Source organism: Nonomuraea sp. ATR24 (assembly GCF_041950485.1).
In the GTDB taxonomy this organism is placed as follows: domain Bacteria; phylum Actinomycetota; class Actinomycetes; order Streptosporangiales; family Streptosporangiaceae; genus Nonomuraea; species Nonomuraea ceibae.
Map to the genome: position 1 here is coordinate 130175 of NZ_JBGNUU010000004.1, position 15976 is coordinate 146150.

Here is a 15976-nt window from a genome sequence, read left to right on the forward strand (position 1 = left end):
TCAGTAGGCGTACTGCGTCTGGGCGTTGAGCGACGTGAGCCGGGCCCCGGCGGCCGGGTCGGTGCGCGGGTCGCGGATGCGCAGCACGTCCAGGCCGAGCTGGATGTCGCTGCTGTAGACGTGCCCGTTGTAGTAGTACGCCGACCAGGAGCCCGCCATGTCGCGCGGCTTGAAGGGGCCCCGGTCGAAGTAGCCGATCTCCTGCGGCCGGGCCGAGTCGGTGAAGTCCCAGACGGACACGCCGCCCTGGTACCAGCCCTGGACCATGATGTCCCGGCCCTTGACGGGGACGAGCGAGCCGTTGTGGGCGACGCAGTTCTCGGACCTGCCCTGCTCGCGCGGGATCTTGTAGTAGCTGCGGTGGACGAGCTTGCCGCCGGTGATGTCGTAGACGGCGTTGGCCCCGCGCTCCGGCCCGGTGCTCTTGAGGCAGGTGGCCGTCGAGCCGCCGCCGAGCTCGTCGGTGAAGACGACCTTGGTGCCGCTGTTGTTGAACGTGGCCGAGTGCCAGAAGGCGAAGTTCGCGTCGGTGACCCGGGCGGTGACCTTCGGGTGTTCGCGGTCGGAGATGTCCATCAGCACGCCGTCGCCCATGCAGGCCCCGGCGGCCAGGTTCCTGGACGGGTAGACGGTGATGTCGTGGCAGCCGCTGGTGGTGGCGCCGTCGCCGCGCTCGTTGCCGCCGTCGGGGAACAGCACCGGCCTGGCCACGATCTTGGCGGTCTTGGGCTTCTTGAGCGGCACCTTGACGATGGAGATCCGGTCGTGGGGCGGCTTGCAGTCGGGGAAGATGTCGCCGGGCCCGTAGGAGGAGACGTACAGGTAGACGGTGTCCTTGGACTTTCCCGGCACCAGCGTGTGGGTGTGGGAGCCGCAGGCGGTCTCGATGGACTTGATGTACTTCGGCCGCTTCTTGGAGCTGATGTCGAAGATGCGGATGCCTTCCCAGGCGCCCTTCTCGGTGGCCGAGGCGCCGGTGGTGCGGCACGAGTCGCCGGCGACCGATTCGTCCACCGACAGGAAGAGCAGGTCGTCCCTGACCGTGATGTCGCCCTGGGCGCCGTAGCAGGAGACCCGGCTGACGACCTTCGGCTTGGCCGGGTTCGCGATGTCGTAGACGGTGAAGCCGTGGTAGTTGCCCTGGTAGGCGTAGTGACCCTGGAAGGCGAGGTCGCTCTGCTTCGCCTGCCGCGACGCGAACGGGGCCTGTTTGGGCACGTTGGCCACGTGTTCGACGTTGGCGCTGGTCCGGACGTCGTCGGCCGCGTGGACCGGGGACGACGTCAGGATCAGCGCCGCTCCTGCCAGCGCCAGGGCGCGGACGGGTCTGGACGTCACGGAGGGACCTCCCAGGTGCACGATGATCGAGAGGTCCCCCACTATGTCAGGAAATGTCAGGGCTAGTGGTGGTGCCCCCGCTCCCGGTACGACTCCTGCGTCTGCGCGTTCAGGTCGTCGAACCGTACGCCGTTCGCCCGGTTGGTCCGCGGGTCGTTGATCTTGAGCACGTCGAGGCCCAGGTTGAAGTCGGAGCCGTAGATGTAGCCGTTGTAGTAGTACGCCGACCAGAACCCGCCGGACAGCGGCGGCGCGGTGTTGTCAGGCCCGCGCTCGAAGAAGGCGATCTCCTGCGGGTTGGCCGAGTCGGTGAAGTCGACCACCGAGATGCCGCCCTGGTACCACGCCTGGACCATGATGTCCTTGCCCTTGACCGGGATCAGCGAGCCGTTGTGCGCCACGCAGTTCTCGGTCGCGTCCTGGTGCCTGGCAATCTTGAAGTAGCTCTTGAACACGAGCTGGCCTCGGACGATGTCGTAGTAGGCGTTGGCGCCGCGGGTCGGGCCGATCTCCGGGTTGCAGGTGGCGCGGGAGCCGCCGCCGAGCTCGTCGGTGAAGACGACCTTGGTGCCGCTGTTGTTGAACGTGGCCGAGTGCCAGAAGGCGAAGTTCGTCTCGTCCCTGACGGTGGCGGTCACGCGGGGGCGTTCGGGGTCGCGGATGTCCATCAGGATGCCCTCGCCCATGCAGGCTCCGGCGGCGATGCCCTTCTCCGGGTAGGCGGTGATGTCGTGACAGCCGGTGGTGGCGGACTTGCCGTCGGGGTACTGGCCGGGCACGCCGGGGAAGCCGCCGTCGGGGAACAGGTTCGGCGCCGAGATGACCGACGCGGCGGCCGGGTCGCGCAGCGGCACCTTGATGATCGAGATCAGGTCGTGCGGCGGCTGGCAGTCGGGGAAGTTCGCGTTCGGGCTGTAGGAGGAGACGTAGATGTAGACGTTGCGGCCCCGGCGGTCGGGCACCAGCGTGTGCGTGTGGGAGCCGCAGTTGGTCTCGACCGACTTGATGTAGCGCGGGTTGGCCTTGTCGCTGATGTCGAAGATCCGGACGCCCTCCCACGACTCCTTGATCGAGGCGCTCTGACCCGTGCTGCTGCAGGAGTCGTCGCTGCGCGAGGAGTCGACGGAGCCGAAGAGCAGGTTGCCGTGGACCGACACGTCCATCTGGCCGCCGGGGCAGACCACGGAGCTGACCAGCGAGGTCCGCTTCGGCTTGCGGATGTCGTAGATGGAGAAGCCGTAGTAGTTGCCGACGTAGGCGTAGTCGCCCTGGAAGGCCATGTCGGTGTTGATGTCGGCCAGGGCTTCGGGCTTGGGCACGTTCGTGACGTGCGCGATGTTGGGGCTCATGACGATCTCGCCGGGAGCCGGGATGTCAGCCGCCTGCGCGGGAAGGCCGGCCATCGCCAACGCGATCACCGCTCCCACCAGCGTGAGGGCTCGTCGGGATGCCAACACCTATCCTCCTATAAAGGGGACATAAATGAATGAAATCGTCACCCGTGACGGCCGCGCCGACCAGCGCGCAAGATGTCAAAAGATATGCCGGTTTGCCCTCTTATAACGATCATTCTTACGATCTAGAATCCGCAGTTCCGACCGAAATCAGTCAGGAGGCTGGGTGCGCGCCGCGCTCAACGTCGTCGCCACGGGCACGCTGATCGTCCTGTCGGGGATCGCCCTGTCGGGCTGCACCTCCGGCGACGAGCCGCAGCCGCCCCGGGCGGATTCCACCGCCCCCGTGATCGCGCCGGGCCGTCCCGGCGAGGAGGCCAGAACTCTGTCCCCCTCCGAGGCCGCCACCGCCGTCCCCGCGCCGAGCGCGAACGCCCCCGACGTCACCTACGTCCAGGACATGATCGTCCACCACCAGCAGGCGCTCGACATGGCGGTCCTGGCCCCCAGCCGGGCGGAGTCGGCCAAACTCAAGAGCCTGGCCTCGCGCATCGCCGACACCCAGGGCCCGGAGATCCAGTGGATGCGCACCTGGCTCCAGGAGCAGGGCCAGCGCGTCCCCGACCACCACGCGGCCCACGCGGGCATGCCCGGCATGGCCACGCCCGAGCAGCTCGACCAGCTCAAGGCGGCCACCGGCAAGGAGTTCGACGCCCTGTTCCTGCGGCTGATGATCGCCCACCACCAGGGCGCGATCCAGATGTCCGAGCGCGTGCTGACCGGCGGCTCGCACATCAGGATCGAGGAGCTGGCCAACGACGTCGCCGTCACCCAGACGGCCGAGATCGGCCGGATGCGGGAGATGCAGGCCGGCTAGGAGCCCGAGCGCCAGGAGTGCAGGTAGGTCTCCTGCTCACCGGTCAGCTCGTCGATGGCGATCCCGGCCGCCGCCAGCTTGAGCCGCGCCACCTCCTGGTCGATGTCCTCCGGCACGTCGTACACGCCCGGCGCGAGCCCGGCCCGCTCCCGGGCGAGCCAGGCGACGGCCAGGGCCTGCGCGGAGAACGACATGTCCATCACGGCGGCCGGATGCCCCTCGGCGGCGGTCAGGTTGACCAGCCGGCCCTCGGCCAGCAGCAGCAGCCTGCGCCCGCCGGGCAGCACGTACTCGTCGGTGTTGGGGCGCACCGCCCGGTGCACCTCCTCGGCCAGCTCGTCCAGCGCCCGCACGTCGATCTCCACGTCGAAGTGCCCGGCGTTGGCCAGGATCGCGCCGTCCTTCATCGCCGCCAGGTGCTCGGCCCGGATCACGTCGCGGTTGCCCGTCACGGTGATGAACAGGTCGCCCGTCACGGCCGCCTGCTCCATCGGGCGCACCTCGTACCCCTGGAGGGTGGCGTCGAGGGCCTTGACCGCGTCGATCTCCGTCACGATCACCCGCGCGCCGAGCCCCTTGGCCCGCTCCGCCACGCCGCGCCCGCAGTAGCCGAACCCGGCCACCACGACCGTGCGCCCGGCCAGCATGGTGTTGGTGGCCCGCATGATCCCGTCGAGCGTCGACTGCCCGGTGCCGTACCGGTTGTCGAACATGCGCTTGGTGCGGGTGTCGTTCACCGCCACGACCGGGAACCGCAACGCCTGCTCGGCGGCCATCTGCCGGAGCCTGATGATCCCGGTGGTGGTCTCCTCGCAGCCGCCGCTCACCCCGTCGAGCAGGTCGGTCCGCTCGGTGTGCAGGATGTTGACCAGGTCGCAGCCGTCGTCGAGCACCAGGTCGGGGGCGAGGTCGAGGGCCCGGTGGATGTGCCGGTAGTAGGCGGCGCGGTCGACGCCCGCCCGCGCGTGCACGGCCACGCCGTAGGAGCGCAGCGCCTCGGCCACGTCGTCCTGCGTCGACAGCGGGTTGGAGGCGGCCAGCGCGATCTCGGCCCCGCCCGCCTTGAGCGCCCCCATCAGCACCGCCGTCTCGGCGGTGACGTGCAGGCAGGCCGCGATCCGCAGCCCGGCGAGCGGCCGCTCGGCCGCGAACCGCTCCCCGATGGCGGTCAGCACCGGCATCGCCCGGGCAGCCCAGCTGATCTGCCGCTCCCCGCTCTCCCCCAGGTCCATCGACTCTCCTTACGACGGAGGAGCCGGCGCGCACCGCGCACCGGCTCCTCCGGGGCTTGCTGTCAGTAGCGGTAGTGGTCGCTCTTGTACGGGCCCTCCACGTGGACGCCGATGTAGGCGGCCTGCTCCTTGGTCAGCTCGGTGAGCTTGACGCCCAGCGCGTCGAGGTGCAGCCGGGCCACCTTCTCGTCGAGGTGCTTGGGCAGCGTGTAGACGCCGATCGGGTATTCGGCCGTCTTGGTGAACAGCTCGATCTGCGCGATCACCTGGTTGGTGAAGGAGTTGGACATGACGAACGACGGGTGGCCGGTGGCACAGCCCAGGTTCATCAGGCGGCCCTCGGCCAGCACGATGATCGAGTGGCCGTCGGCGAACACCCACTCGTCGACCTGCGGCTTGATGTTGCGCTTCTCGATGCCGGGGGTCTTGGCCAGGCCGGCCATGTCGATCTCGTTGTCGAAGTGGCCGATGTTGGACACGATGGCCTGGTGCTTCATCTGGGCCATGTGGTCGGCCCGGATGATGTTGAAGTTGCCGGTGGTGGTGACGAAGATGTCGGCGATGCCGACGACCTCCTCCAGCGTGGTGACCTGGAAGCCGTCCATCGCCGCCTGGAGGGCGCAGATCGGGTCGATCTCGGTGACGATGACGCGGGCGCCCTGGCCGCGCAGCGCGTCGGCGCAGCCCTTGCCGACGTCGCCGTAGCCGCAGACCACCGCGACCTTGCCGCCGATGAGCACGTCGGTGGCGCGGTTGAGGCCGTCGATGACCGAGTGGCGGCAGCCGTACTTGTTGTCGAACTTGGACTTGGTGACCGAGTCGTTGACGTTGATCGCCGGGAACAGCAGCTGGCCGTTCTTGTGCATCTCGTACAGGCGGTGCACGCCGGTGGTGGTCTCCTCGGTCACGCCCTTGATGCTCTCGGCGATCTTCGTCCAGCGCTTGTCGTCGCCGACCGTGCGGGTGAGCAGGTCGATGATGACGTGCCACTCCTCCGGGTCGTCGGCGGTGGCGGGGGGAACGGCGCCGGCCTTCTCGTACTCGGCGCCCTTGTGGACGAGGAGCGTGGCGTCGCCGCCGTCGTCGAGGATCATGTTGGGCGTGTCACCGCCGGGCCAGGTGAGCGCCTGCTCGGTGCACCACCAGTACTCCTCCAGCGTCTCGCCCTTCCAGGCGAAGACCGGGACGCCCTTGGGGTCCTCGGGCGTGCCGTCGGGGCCGACGACGACGGCCGCGGCGGCGTGGTCCTGGGTGGAGAAGATGTTGCAGCTCACCCAGCGGACCTCGGCGCCGAGCGCGACCAGGGTCTCGATGAGGACGGCGGTCTGGATCGTCATGTGCAGCGAGCCCATGATCTTCGCGCCGCGAAGGGGCTGGGAGGCCGAGTATTCCTTGCGGATCGCCATGAGGCCGGGCATCTCGTGCTCGGCGAGCCGGATCTCCTTGCGGCCGAAGTCGGCAAGTGAAAGGTCGGCGACCTTGAAGTCCATCGGGGTTCCCCTCGCATCACAATGTTGTCGCGACGAGTTTAGGCGTCTCCCCGCCCCGATCGCATCTCACAGAGAGCTAACCTGACGTAAGAATGTAAGGATGCGCATCACGGAAGCCGCGAGACGGCTCGGCATGTCTCCCAGGATGCTCCGCTACCGGGAGGCGCTCGGCCTGCTGCCTCCCGTGCGCGAGCAGGGCGCGCACCGCCGCTTCGGCCCCGAGGAGCTCGCCGCCGTCGCCCAGGGCGTGGAGCTGGAGAAACGCTTCGACGTCTCCCCCGCCGAGCTGGCCTTCGCCCTGCGCGCGCTCAGCGAGCCCGCCGTCGCCGCCGCCGTCCGCGACCTCGGCGTACGGATCGGCCGCATCCAGGTGCCGCGCCGGGCGCTGGACTTCGAGAAGGAGAAGGCCCTGCGGCTGCTGCGAACCCCGGGCTCCGGGCGGACGTCATAGAGGACATGAAAGAGCTCCTGATGGCCACCGTGCTCGCGTTGTCGCCGGTGCAGGCGCCCGGCACCACCGTCAAGGTCTACTTCTCCACGGGGCACGGCTTCCCCGGCAAGGTCGTCGCGGTCAAGCGGATCGCGCCCCACTCGGGCGTCGCCCGGTTCGCCGTCGAGCAGCTCATCAAGGGCCCGACCGCCGCCGAGCACCGCCGCGGCCTCCGCTCCGAGCTGGGCAAGCAGATCCGCGGCGGCTCCGACTGCGGCGCCGACTTCTCTCTCACGATCAAGAGGGGTACGGCGACCCTCCGCTTCTGCCGGACCGTCTGGGGCAACGGCGTCGGCGGCGACGCGCGCATCCTGCGCACGATCGACGTGACGCTCAAGCAGTTCCGGAGCGTGAAGAAGGTCGTCACGCTGGACAAGAAGGGCCGCTGCCTGTTCGACATGTCCGACGCCGGCACGTCCTGCCGCACCGGCCACGAGTGAGCCCGGTCAGGCGTTGCTCGGCGACCGGTCCAGGTCGGGCTCCAGGTAGATGACCCGGGCGATCGGCACGGCCTCACGGATGCGCCGCTCGGCCTCGTCGATGCCCGCGGCGACCTCGGCCGCCGTGTCGTTGTGGGTGACCGCGATCTTCGCGGCCACCAGCAGCTCCTCCGGGCCGATGTGCAGCGTCCGCATGTGGATCACGCGGTCGACCTGGGGCGTGGCGTCCAGGGCGGCCCGGATCTGGGTCTCCACCTCCGGCGCGGCGCCCTCGCCGACCAGCAGCGACTTGGTCTCGATGGCCAGCACGACCGAGATGACGGCGAGCAGCACACCGATCATCAGCGTGCCGACGGCGTCCCACCAGACGTCGCCGGTGATGACCGCCATGGAGACGCCGAACAGCGCGAAGATCAGGCCGAGCAGCGCGCCGAGATCCTCCAGCACGATGACCGGCAGCTCCGGCGACTTGGACCGGCGGATGAACGCGACCCACGACTGGTTGCCGCGCACCGCGTTGGACTCCTTGATCGCGGTGCGGAACGAGAACGCCTCGGCGATGATCGCGAAGATCAGCACCCCGAACGCCCACTGCGGCGACTCCACCGACGCGTGCGGATCGGACAGCTTGTGCCAGCCCTCGTACAGCGAGAACAGCGCGCCGATCGCGAACAGCACCACGGCCACCACGAACGCGTAGAAATAGCGCTCACGCCCGTAGCCGAACGGGTGCTTCTGGTCCCTCTCCCGCTGCGCCCGCTTGCCGCCCAGCAGCAGCAACGCCTGGTTGCCCGAGTCGGCCACCGAGTGGATGCCCTCGGCCAGCATCGAGGACGAACCGGTGACCGCTGCGGCCACGAACTTCGCCACCGCGATGGAGAGGTTCGCGGCCAACGCCGCAACAATCGCTTTCGTACCGCCGCTAGCACTCACCGGTCTTCTCCAGTCATACGATCACTACTGATGCCCGAACCGGGATCCTATTGGGTGATCCTGGACTTCAGCTCGGCAATGGGTGCAACAGTAGTCGGATCGATTCCATAACCGAGCGCCAGGTACGTGGCCGCGTAATCGGCCAGCCCGACCAGCGAGGCCATCCGCTCCAGCGGGTGCGCGCCCTCGGCGGCCAGCTCGCTCACCGGCACGCCCCGGTCCTGTGCGAGCCGCAGCACCGCCTCCCGCGTCTCGGCCACCCGAGGGTGCTCCTCGGTGTCGCGCAGCACGACCAGCCGGACCGTACGGCCGGTGTCGTCGTCGGAGAAGATGTCGCGCCCGGCCAGCGGCCCGTCGAGGACGGCCACCTGGTTGTGCGCGGCCTCCGGCAGCTCACCGGAGATCGCCGGATAACCGGCGTCGGTGTTGAGCCGGCAGGCCAGCCGGTAGGCGGCCACGGCGGTCGGCCGCGACGAGCCCCAGATCACCGGCACGCTCTCGGCCAGGTCGAGGGCCAGCGACTTGCCCGGGTTGATGAACGACTCGCTCGACGGCCGGCACCGGTGCGAGATGCCCTCCAGCATCTCCGCCACCCGCTCGTACAGCCCCTCGTCGGCCCGCGCCAGCCCCAGCGCGGCGGCGGCCACGACCAGCGGGATCGTCACCAGCCACAGGTCGGCCCGGTCGCGCCCGGCCACCGGCAGCGGCACGTAGACGGCGCCCGCCTGCGTGGCCAGCGCCTCCAGCGGCGACCCCGGCGCGCCCAGCGCCAGCAGCGCGCAGCCCCGGCGCACCGCCTCGGCGGCCACCGAGAGCGTCTCCTCCGTCTCGCCCGACCAGGAGATCGCGACCACCAGGTCGGTGGCCCCCACCCAGCCGGGCAGCTGGTAGGAGCGCAGCGTCACGACGGGCAGGGGGGCGCTGTTGCCGCAGACCGCGGCCAGCATGTCGCCCGCGAGCGCGGAGCTGCCCATGCCCGTGACCACGACCGCGCGCGGCCTGAGGTCACCGGCCAGCCGGTCGACGCCGGACTCGACGGCGCACCGGAGCCCGGTGCGCACCTGCGCCGCCGAGGCGGCCACCGCGAGCAGCATGCCACCCGGGTCGCCCTCGCTCAGGTGCCGCTGGTCGTCGAGCCGCTCCGGCTCCCAGGTCACGGCTTCCTGGCCTCGTCGACGAGCAGCACGGGGATGTCATCCCGGACCGGATAGATCAGGCCGCAGCCGGTGCAGTCGAGCTCTTCGGAGTCGCTCTCGACACGCAACGGTGACTTGCACGCCGGGCAGGCCAGGATCTCCAGCAGCCAGTCGTCGATCTTCACTCGTCCACCTATCTCGCTCGCCATCGCCAAAACCGACCGTAACATCACGGCACCACTGGTCCGGTGGATTGCGCGGCCTTTCGGCCGCCGGTTCATCGAGTCTCAATGCCGAGATAGTCCTCGACGAACGCCGCCGTCTGCTCCCAGCCCTCGACCGCCACACACTCCACGCCCATCGCCTTGACCGGGTAGTCGTTGCCGCCCTCGTCGAGCCGGTCGCCGACGAACAGCACGTCGTCGATCGTCAGCCCGAGGGCGTCGAGGAGCCGGCCGATGCCGTAGGCCTTGTCGACGCCCTTGTGGGTGATGTCGACGGAGGTCGAGCCGCCGCTGCGCACCTCCAGGCCGGGCAGCCGCTCCGACACGTGCGCGCACAGCAGGCGGCGCTTGGCGCCGTCGGGGTCCCAGGCGTACTTGGCGGCGGGCGGGGCCTGCTGGCCGAGCGCGGAGAAGGTGATCTGGCTGCCGCGGTCCTCGATGATCTCCCCCCAGGGGTCATCGGCCCACAGGCCCAGCTCCTTGGCGCTGCGGGTGAGCGCCTCGATGATCTCCGCCTTCTGGGGAGCGGTGAAGTCCTCGGCGTAGACGAGGTGCCAGTCGGAGTTCTGCCAGCGGTAGTAGCGCGTGCCGCAGGTCGGCATCAGGTGCAGCCTGGCGCGCTGGGCGTCGTCGATCGGCAGGTGGCGCAGCACCTGCGCCTGGAACTGGGAATACTGCCCGCCCGAGATCACGCACACGTCGACCAGGTCGAGCAGCCGGGCCAGCAGCCCCGCCATGCGGTCGTCGATGCGGGACTTGGACACCGCCAGCGTGTCGTCCAGGTCGAAGGCGACCAGGGAGAACTTGCGATTAATCGGAGCTCCTACGAATCGGCCGCGGACAGGTGCCTCGACTGTACCCGGCGCGACGGCAGGCGGCGCGTCAGCGATCGCGGTTGGGCTGGGTGGAGCGCAGGATGCGGAGGTGGCCCCGCCGGCCGACCTCGACGGCGTCGCCGACCGGCTCGACGCCGCGCGCGGCGCTGGGCCTGGCCGCCTCGCGCACCGCGTTGGCCAGCGCTTCGAGGTCGTCGGAGCTGGGGGAAGCGCCGTCGGTCGGCAGCCGCACGACCTCCCAGCCTCGGGGGGCGGTCAGCCGCTCGGCGTGTTCGGCGCACAGGTCATAACAGTGTGGCTCGGCGTACGTCGCCAGAGGGCCTAGTACAGCGGTCGAGTCGGCGTATACGTACGTGAGCGTGAAGACGGCAGGCTGACTGCAAGCAGTGCGGGAACAGCGGCGGACGGGGCTCACGGAGGGACCGTATCTGGTAAGAGTGCGAGGCGCCACTACCTGAGCGCTCTTAACGAGCGTGTCGCCACAATTCGGACACCTGTCGCAGCCTTTCCACCCACATGCCCCGATGGGGCCTGCCTTTAGACTTGCCGTGTGACTCTCAAGCGCGGTCCCAGGCGTCGTGACCGGCACGGTCGTGGTCTGCGCGGGCCGCTCGCGCCCTCGTACGTGCCCATGTCCCGGGCCCGTTCCGAACGCTTCGACGACCTGGTGCTCGACGCCGTCGACCGGTTGCGGCCCAAGTGGGGCAGGCAGCTCGCGGCGGTGGAGTTCGCGGTGGAGGACGTGCCGCCGCTGAGCGAGCTGAGCGACGGGCCGGGGTTCGGCGGCGGTCCGATCCCGTTCGGCCGGGCCGACACGGCCAAGGGCCAGGACCCTGCCTCGGTGGTGGTCTACCGGCGTCCGCTGGAGGCGCGGGCCCGCGACCGCGAGACGCTCGGCGCGCTGGTGCACGACACCGTGGTCGAGCAGGTGGCGACGCTGCTCGGGCTGTCGCCCGAGACGGTCGACCCGGGCTACGACGAGCGCTGAGCCCGGTCAGGGCAGCACGGCGAGCGGGGTGTCGGCGAGGGGCGGCAGCATCGTCCACGTCCGGGCCTGGGCCAGCGGCTGGGCGGTGAGGAGCAGGCCGGCGCGCTGCCGTTCCTCGATGACCCGGCCGCCGTAGACCTGCCCGGAGACCGGGGTCACGACGACGCCGAACGCGCCCTTGGCCTTCAGCGGCACGCTCGTGGTGCGCCCGGCGGGGACCTCCACCTCGGCGGGGCTGCCCGGCTCGCCGCGGGCCGGCACGATCTGCACCCGCACCCGGCCGGCCGCGCCCGGCGCGGTCAGCAGCAGCCGCGAGCCCGTGCCGTTGGCCGCGACGGCGCTGCCCAGGTCGAGCGGCGGCGTCCCGGCGGTGTAGGCGACGTCCTGCCGCCCACCGGTCCCGGTGATCACCACGCCGGCGACGACGGGGGCGGTCGAGTCGAGCACCAGCCCGGCCGACTCGCCGCCGATGCCGGTGGTGACGTCGATCGCCAGCACCCCGCCCGCGGGCACGTCGACGCTCTCGCGGCCCTTCATCGCGTAGCGGGAGCCCTCGGTCACGGCGGTGATGTGCACGGTCGCGTCGGCCTCGCCCGGCGCCGCGACCAGCAGCTCCCGCCTGCCGCCTCCGCCGGGGATGCCGGGCACGACGATTTTCGTGGCGGGCGCGGCGGCGGCCGGCAGCCAGTCGGCGCCGCCCGTCTCCGGCGCGGCGCTCGCGGCCACGGCCACCCGGCCCACCAGGGAGGTCACGCTGACCGCCATCACGTCGGCGGACGGCGCCAGGTCGCGCAGGTCGATCTTCCGGCTCTTGCCGGGCGCGACCTCCAGGCCGAGGCCCGCCTCGCCGGACACCAGCCCTTCGGCCGCCCACACCTGGACGTCGGCCATGGCGGGCGTCTTGGCGGCGTTCGTCAGGTGCAGCGTGACCTCGGCGTTGGCCGGGCCCGGCCCGACCAGCCAGGTCTCGGCGGCCGGCTCGGCGCACCGCACCCCGGCCAGCCCGCGCCGGGCGCCCGAGAGCGCACGGGTGACGAAGCCCGCCTCCAGGCCGCCTGGCCCGGTCACGGTGTACGGCTCGGCGTCCTTCATGGTCTCGCGTGACATCGTCCCGGGCAGGTAGACCGCCACGTCGGCGCCCTTGACGCCGGGGCAGACCGCGGTCGCCGACTCGACGCCCACCCGCTCGGGCTTGGCCGCCGCGCGTCCGGCCGGGGCGGGCTCGGTCACGTACGCGATCCCGTACAGGGCCAGGAGGGCGGCCAGGACGGCGGCGAGCGGCGCGAACCGGTGGCGCAGGATCGCCGTCATGAGACGCCCGCCAGGGCCGGGTCGGGGGTCCGGGCGGCTTCCTCGGCGGGCTCGCGCCGGCCGGGCGCGGCCATCACGACCGCGACCAGCACCAGCGCGCCCTGGAGCCACAGCCAGGGCGTGTGCATGAAGTGCGCGGGCCGGGCGGGGACCGGCGTGAGGGGTTCGGCGATCCGCCACAGGCCGCCGCTGTCGGACAGGCTCATGCGCTGGAGCGAGGGCTGCGAGTCGAGCGTCCTGGCGAGCTCGGGCCCGACCGGCGGCGCCACCGCCACCATCGCCACGCCGTGCTGGGCCAGGACCTCGGCGTCGTTACCGCCGCGCCCGCCCGCGAGGCCCTGCGCCGCGGCCGCCACCTTGGCGCGCTCGGGGGAGGCGACGGGCAGCTCCGCCTCGCCGATCAGCGGGGTGCGCCCGCGCAGCACGGTGAACTCGGCGCCCCGGATGAGCAGGGTGCGCTCGCCGTGGCGGGAGTTCATGACGGCCAGGGCGGGCAGCGGGTCGCGTGCGTCGCCGTCGAGCGGCCCGCGTACGCCCTGGACGATCCAGTGCCCGGCGGCCAGCAGCGGCGTGCTGAACGCCACCGCCGCCACCAGCCAGGCGGCGATCCTGCGCGGGCCGCCCCGGGCGCGGGCGGCGTCCAGGCGGGGGGCGCTGAGCGCGGCGAGCACGATCAGCGCGGCCCCGGCGACGGCCAGCGGCACGCCCGGCCACGTGGGTGCGCCCGCCACGCCGACCCGGCCCGCGACCAGGGCGATCACCAGCGCGAACAGCGCGATCCCCCAGCCGGACAGCACGACGATCCGGCCGCGTTCGGCCTGGGGGTCCGGCTTGGCCCGCCGTCCGGCGCGGGCGCGGTGGACGAACAGCGCGCCCAGCGCCACCGCCAGCAGCCCGCCCGTCACCCAGAACGGCGGCAGGCCGGGCCCGCCGGGGCTGAGCGTCAGCAGGTCGCGGGCGCCGAGCGCCGGGCTCACCAGGGCCGGGTCGTGCAGCCCGGCCTCCAGCAGGAACCTGCCCGGGTCCAGCACCAGCCCGCCCAGCCAGGGCAGCAGCAGCGCCACCGGCACGCCCAGCGCGATGCCCACCGGCACGAGGACGCCAGGCCGTGCCGTGCGGAAGAGCACCACGGCGAGCACGCCGAGCACCAGGGCCATCGGCAGCAGCAGCGGCACGAACGCCGCGCCCACCGCCAGCACGAGCCCGAACCCCCACGCCGCCCGGCGCGATCGGCGCGCGTCCGGACCGAGCAGGTGGGCGGCGAGCACCGCGCAGGCCGGCAGCAGCACCAGCACCGCCGCCGTGCCCAGCCGTCCCGACGCGACCGCGCCGGTCGCGACCGGCAGCAGCGCGTACGTGGCGGCCACCCACACGCGGACGCCGACGCCCGACTCGGTGGCGTCCGGCACCAGCCGCCGCGACGCCAGGTAGGCCGAGGCGCCCGCCAGCGGCACCGAGCCGAGCAGCAGCACCGACACGGCCGTCGAGGTCTGCCCGAAGGCGAGCGTGGACAGCGCCGCGAGCACCGCCACGTACGGCGGCGCCCAGTCGGCCGAGCCGGGCCCGAGGTCGTGGAAGCCGCCCGTGTAGAACGCCCACAGGTCGCCCGCGCCGCCGGTCACCGGCACGAGCGCGCCGCCGCCGAGCCGTCCGGCCCCCAGCAGGGACCGCTCGGCCACCAGCGCGACCAGCGTGAGCCCGAACACCAGCAGCACGCCGGGCCGGCCGAGGAAGCGCTTGACCGGGTTGCCCTGCGGCGCCGGCGCGGGCGCGATCACCTCCTCCTCCGGGGCGGCGTGGTGGTGGCGGCCCGCCGAGTCGACCGGCCCCTCGCCCGCCAGGAAGCTCTGCACCATGTCGGTGAGGCGGCGCAGGCCCGCGCCGCGCGGCGTGAGCAGGCGGCTGATGCGTTTGTAGCCCTTCTTGCGGCCTTCGCGCCTGGCCCGCCGAGCCTTGGCCAGCCGCACCGGGTGCGCCAGGACCGAGCCGAGCGCGACCAGCTCGTCCAGGGCGTTCGCCGGCTGCTTGCCCAGCACGAACAGCACCGTGCGCGTCAGCGAGCCCGCCACGTTGCGCAGCAGCGCCCACAGCATCGCCAGGAACGGCAGGTTCGCCATCACGACGAAGATGCCGTTGCGCCGGTCGAGCCTGCGCGGATGGTCGCCGCTGACCGTCATGCGCCGTCTGCGGCGGGCCGACGCCTCGGCGTGCCAGGCCACGGCCTCGGTGACGGCCAGCACCCGGTGCCCGGCGTTGCGCACCCGCCAGCACAGGTCCAGGTCGTCGCGGAAGATCGGCAGGAACGGGTCCAGCCCGCCGGTCGCCTCCCACACGTCGCGCCTGATCAGCATGCCGGCGGTGGACACCGCCATGACCTCGCGGGTGCCGTCGTGCTGGCCCTGGTCGAACTCGCGGGCCTCCAGCCCGGTGTCGCGGCGGCCGGTGCGGCCGACGGTCACGCCGATCTCCAGCAGCAGCCGCCGGTCCAGCCAGTCACGCAGCTTCGGGCCGAGCACCGCCGCCTTGCGGTCCTCGTCGGCGGCGCGCAGCAGCGCCTCCAGGGCGCGGCGGTCGGGGGCGCAGTCGTCGTGCAGCAGCCACAGCCACTCGCCGTCGACGCCCGGTGGCAGCTTGCCGAGCACCTCGGCCACGGCGTCGCCGAAGCTCGCCGAACGGGGCAGCCTGAGCACGTTGGCGGAGCCGAGCGCCTGCGTGAGCAGGTCGGCCGAGCCGTCGCGGCTGCCGTTGTCGGCGCCCACCACCCGGTCCGGGCGGTAGCTCTGGCTCGCCAGGGCCTTCAAGGTCTCCCCGAGCCAGCGCCCGCCGTCGTGTGCGACGACGATCACGGTGACGAAGGGACGGGACATGCGGCTCCATTGGGCGGTGATCAAACGCCGCCACCTTACCGGTCGCACCGCCCACGGATACGGAAAAGGGTCACACGGGTGACCGCGTGACCCTTTCCACATCTATCCCTAAACGGCCTGGCGCTTGATCCGTCTGCGCTCCCGCTCGGACAGCCCACCCCAGATGCCGAAGCGCTCGTCGTGCTCGAGTGCGTATTCCAGGCACTCCGCACGCACTTCGCACGATCGGCACACCTTCTTGGCCTCTCGGGTGGAGCCGCCCTTTTCCGGGAAGAACGCCTCTGGATCCGTCTGCGCGCAGAGTGCGCGCTCCTGCCAGCCGAGTTCTTCAGCGTCAAGCTGATCCTGTGCGATGACCAGATCGGTCACTGCACACCTCCCTGCCGCCCGCCCGCAATGGAGCCCCCCATGGAACGCCTT

Annotated in this window: 16 protein-coding genes; 4 read left to right on the forward strand and 12 right to left on the reverse strand. The window is 71.6% G+C overall.

Features of this window, described 5'->3' with window-relative positions; genetic code table 11:
* Together ACBI99_RS11635 and ACBI99_RS11640 are read right to left on the reverse strand one after the other, a co-directional pair.
* Positions 1-1338 carry an LVIVD repeat-containing protein gene (locus ACBI99_RS11635; RefSeq protein ID WP_375072285.1) on the reverse strand — a complete coding sequence of 446 codons (1338 nt, stop codon included), beginning with the start codon at positions 1336-1338 and terminating at the stop codon, positions 1-3.
* Positions 1339-1400: 62 nt separating this feature from the next.
* A complete protein-coding gene (locus tag ACBI99_RS11640; RefSeq protein ID WP_219499631.1) occupies positions 1401-2795 on the reverse strand; it encodes an LVIVD repeat-containing protein in 1395 nt (464 codons plus the stop codon).
* A gap of 163 nt (positions 2796-2958) precedes the next feature.
* Between ACBI99_RS11640 and ACBI99_RS11645 the strand changes: the two genes are divergently transcribed.
* A complete protein-coding gene (locus tag ACBI99_RS11645) occupies positions 2959-3609 on the forward strand; it encodes a DUF305 domain-containing protein (RefSeq protein ID WP_357584041.1) in 651 nt (216 codons plus the stop codon).
* Here the strand turns inward: ACBI99_RS11645 and ACBI99_RS11650 are convergent.
* Both ACBI99_RS11650 and ahcY read right to left on the reverse strand, forming a co-directional pair.
* The gene (locus ACBI99_RS11650) at positions 3606-4841 is read right to left on the reverse strand and encodes an adenosylhomocysteinase (RefSeq protein WP_357584043.1); all 1236 of its coding nucleotides are present in this window, start codon (positions 4839-4841) and stop codon (positions 3606-3608) included. The genes ACBI99_RS11645 and ACBI99_RS11650 overlap by 4 nt on opposite strands.
* Before the next feature lie 62 nt (positions 4842-4903).
* A complete protein-coding gene (ahcY, locus tag ACBI99_RS11655; RefSeq protein ID WP_357584045.1) occupies positions 4904-6331 on the reverse strand; it encodes an adenosylhomocysteinase in 1428 nt (475 codons plus the stop codon).
* Positions 6332-6431: 100 nt separating this feature from the next.
* On the opposite strand from ahcY, the gene ACBI99_RS11660 reads away from it, so the two are divergent.
* Both ACBI99_RS11660 and ACBI99_RS11665 read left to right on the forward strand, forming a co-directional pair.
* Complete coding sequence (locus ACBI99_RS11660) at positions 6432-6782, forward strand: MerR family DNA-binding transcriptional regulator (RefSeq protein WP_219499638.1); 351 nt, start codon at positions 6432-6434, stop codon at positions 6780-6782.
* A 5-nt stretch (positions 6783-6787) separates the two neighbouring features.
* On the forward strand, positions 6788-7261 hold the full coding sequence (locus tag ACBI99_RS11665; RefSeq protein WP_219499640.1) for a GerMN domain-containing protein: 474 nt from the start codon (positions 6788-6790) through the stop codon (positions 7259-7261).
* Between the two features lie 6 nt (positions 7262-7267).
* On the opposite strand, the gene ACBI99_RS11670 is transcribed toward ACBI99_RS11665, so the two are convergent.
* From ACBI99_RS11670 to ACBI99_RS11690, 5 genes are all read right to left on the reverse strand, one after another.
* The gene (locus tag ACBI99_RS11670) at positions 7268-8194 is read right to left on the reverse strand and encodes a cation diffusion facilitator family transporter (protein ID WP_219499642.1); all 927 of its coding nucleotides are present in this window, start codon (positions 8192-8194) and stop codon (positions 7268-7270) included.
* A 47-nt stretch (positions 8195-8241) separates the two neighbouring features.
* A complete protein-coding gene (locus ACBI99_RS11675) occupies positions 8242-9351 on the reverse strand; it encodes an SIS domain-containing protein (protein WP_219499644.1) in 1110 nt (369 codons plus the stop codon).
* Positions 9348-9515 (reverse strand): Trm112 family protein, encoded by a 168-nt coding sequence (locus ACBI99_RS11680; RefSeq protein WP_219499647.1) that lies wholly within the window; start codon positions 9513-9515, stop codon positions 9348-9350. Before ACBI99_RS11680 ends, ACBI99_RS11675 begins: the two co-directional genes overlap by 4 nt.
* 92 nt (positions 9516-9607) lie before the next feature.
* Complete coding sequence (locus ACBI99_RS11685) at positions 9608-10444, reverse strand: HAD-IIB family hydrolase (RefSeq protein ID WP_372455325.1); 837 nt, start codon at positions 10442-10444, stop codon at positions 9608-9610.
* Positions 10437-10805, reverse strand: coding sequence for a DUF3499 domain-containing protein (locus ACBI99_RS11690; protein WP_219499649.1), 369 nt, complete (start codon positions 10803-10805; stop codon positions 10437-10439). The genes ACBI99_RS11685 and ACBI99_RS11690 overlap by 8 nt, the downstream gene beginning before the upstream one ends.
* Before the next feature lie 135 nt (positions 10806-10940).
* Here ACBI99_RS11690 and ACBI99_RS11695 point away from each other — a divergent pair, with 135 nt between their 5' ends.
* Positions 10941-11378 carry a metallopeptidase family protein gene (locus ACBI99_RS11695; protein ID WP_308125583.1) on the forward strand — a complete coding sequence of 146 codons (438 nt, stop codon included), beginning with the start codon at positions 10941-10943 and terminating at the stop codon, positions 11376-11378.
* Positions 11379-11384: 6 nt separating this feature from the next.
* Here ACBI99_RS11695 and ACBI99_RS11700 read toward each other — a convergent pair whose 3' ends face one another.
* From ACBI99_RS11700 to ACBI99_RS11710, 3 genes are all read right to left on the reverse strand, one after another.
* Complete coding sequence (locus ACBI99_RS11700) at positions 11385-12689, reverse strand: DUF5719 family protein (RefSeq protein WP_375072286.1); 1305 nt, start codon at positions 12687-12689, stop codon at positions 11385-11387.
* Positions 12686-15556 (reverse strand): glycosyltransferase, encoded by a 2871-nt coding sequence (locus ACBI99_RS11705; RefSeq protein WP_375072287.1) that lies wholly within the window; start codon positions 15554-15556, stop codon positions 12686-12688. Before ACBI99_RS11705 ends, ACBI99_RS11700 begins: the two co-directional genes overlap by 4 nt.
* A gap of 108 nt (positions 15557-15664) precedes the next feature.
* Positions 15665-15925, reverse strand: a complete 261-nt coding sequence (locus tag ACBI99_RS11710; RefSeq protein WP_049564653.1) for a WhiB family transcriptional regulator — start codon at positions 15923-15925, stop codon at positions 15665-15667.
* Between the last annotated feature and the right edge of the window lie 51 nt (positions 15926-15976).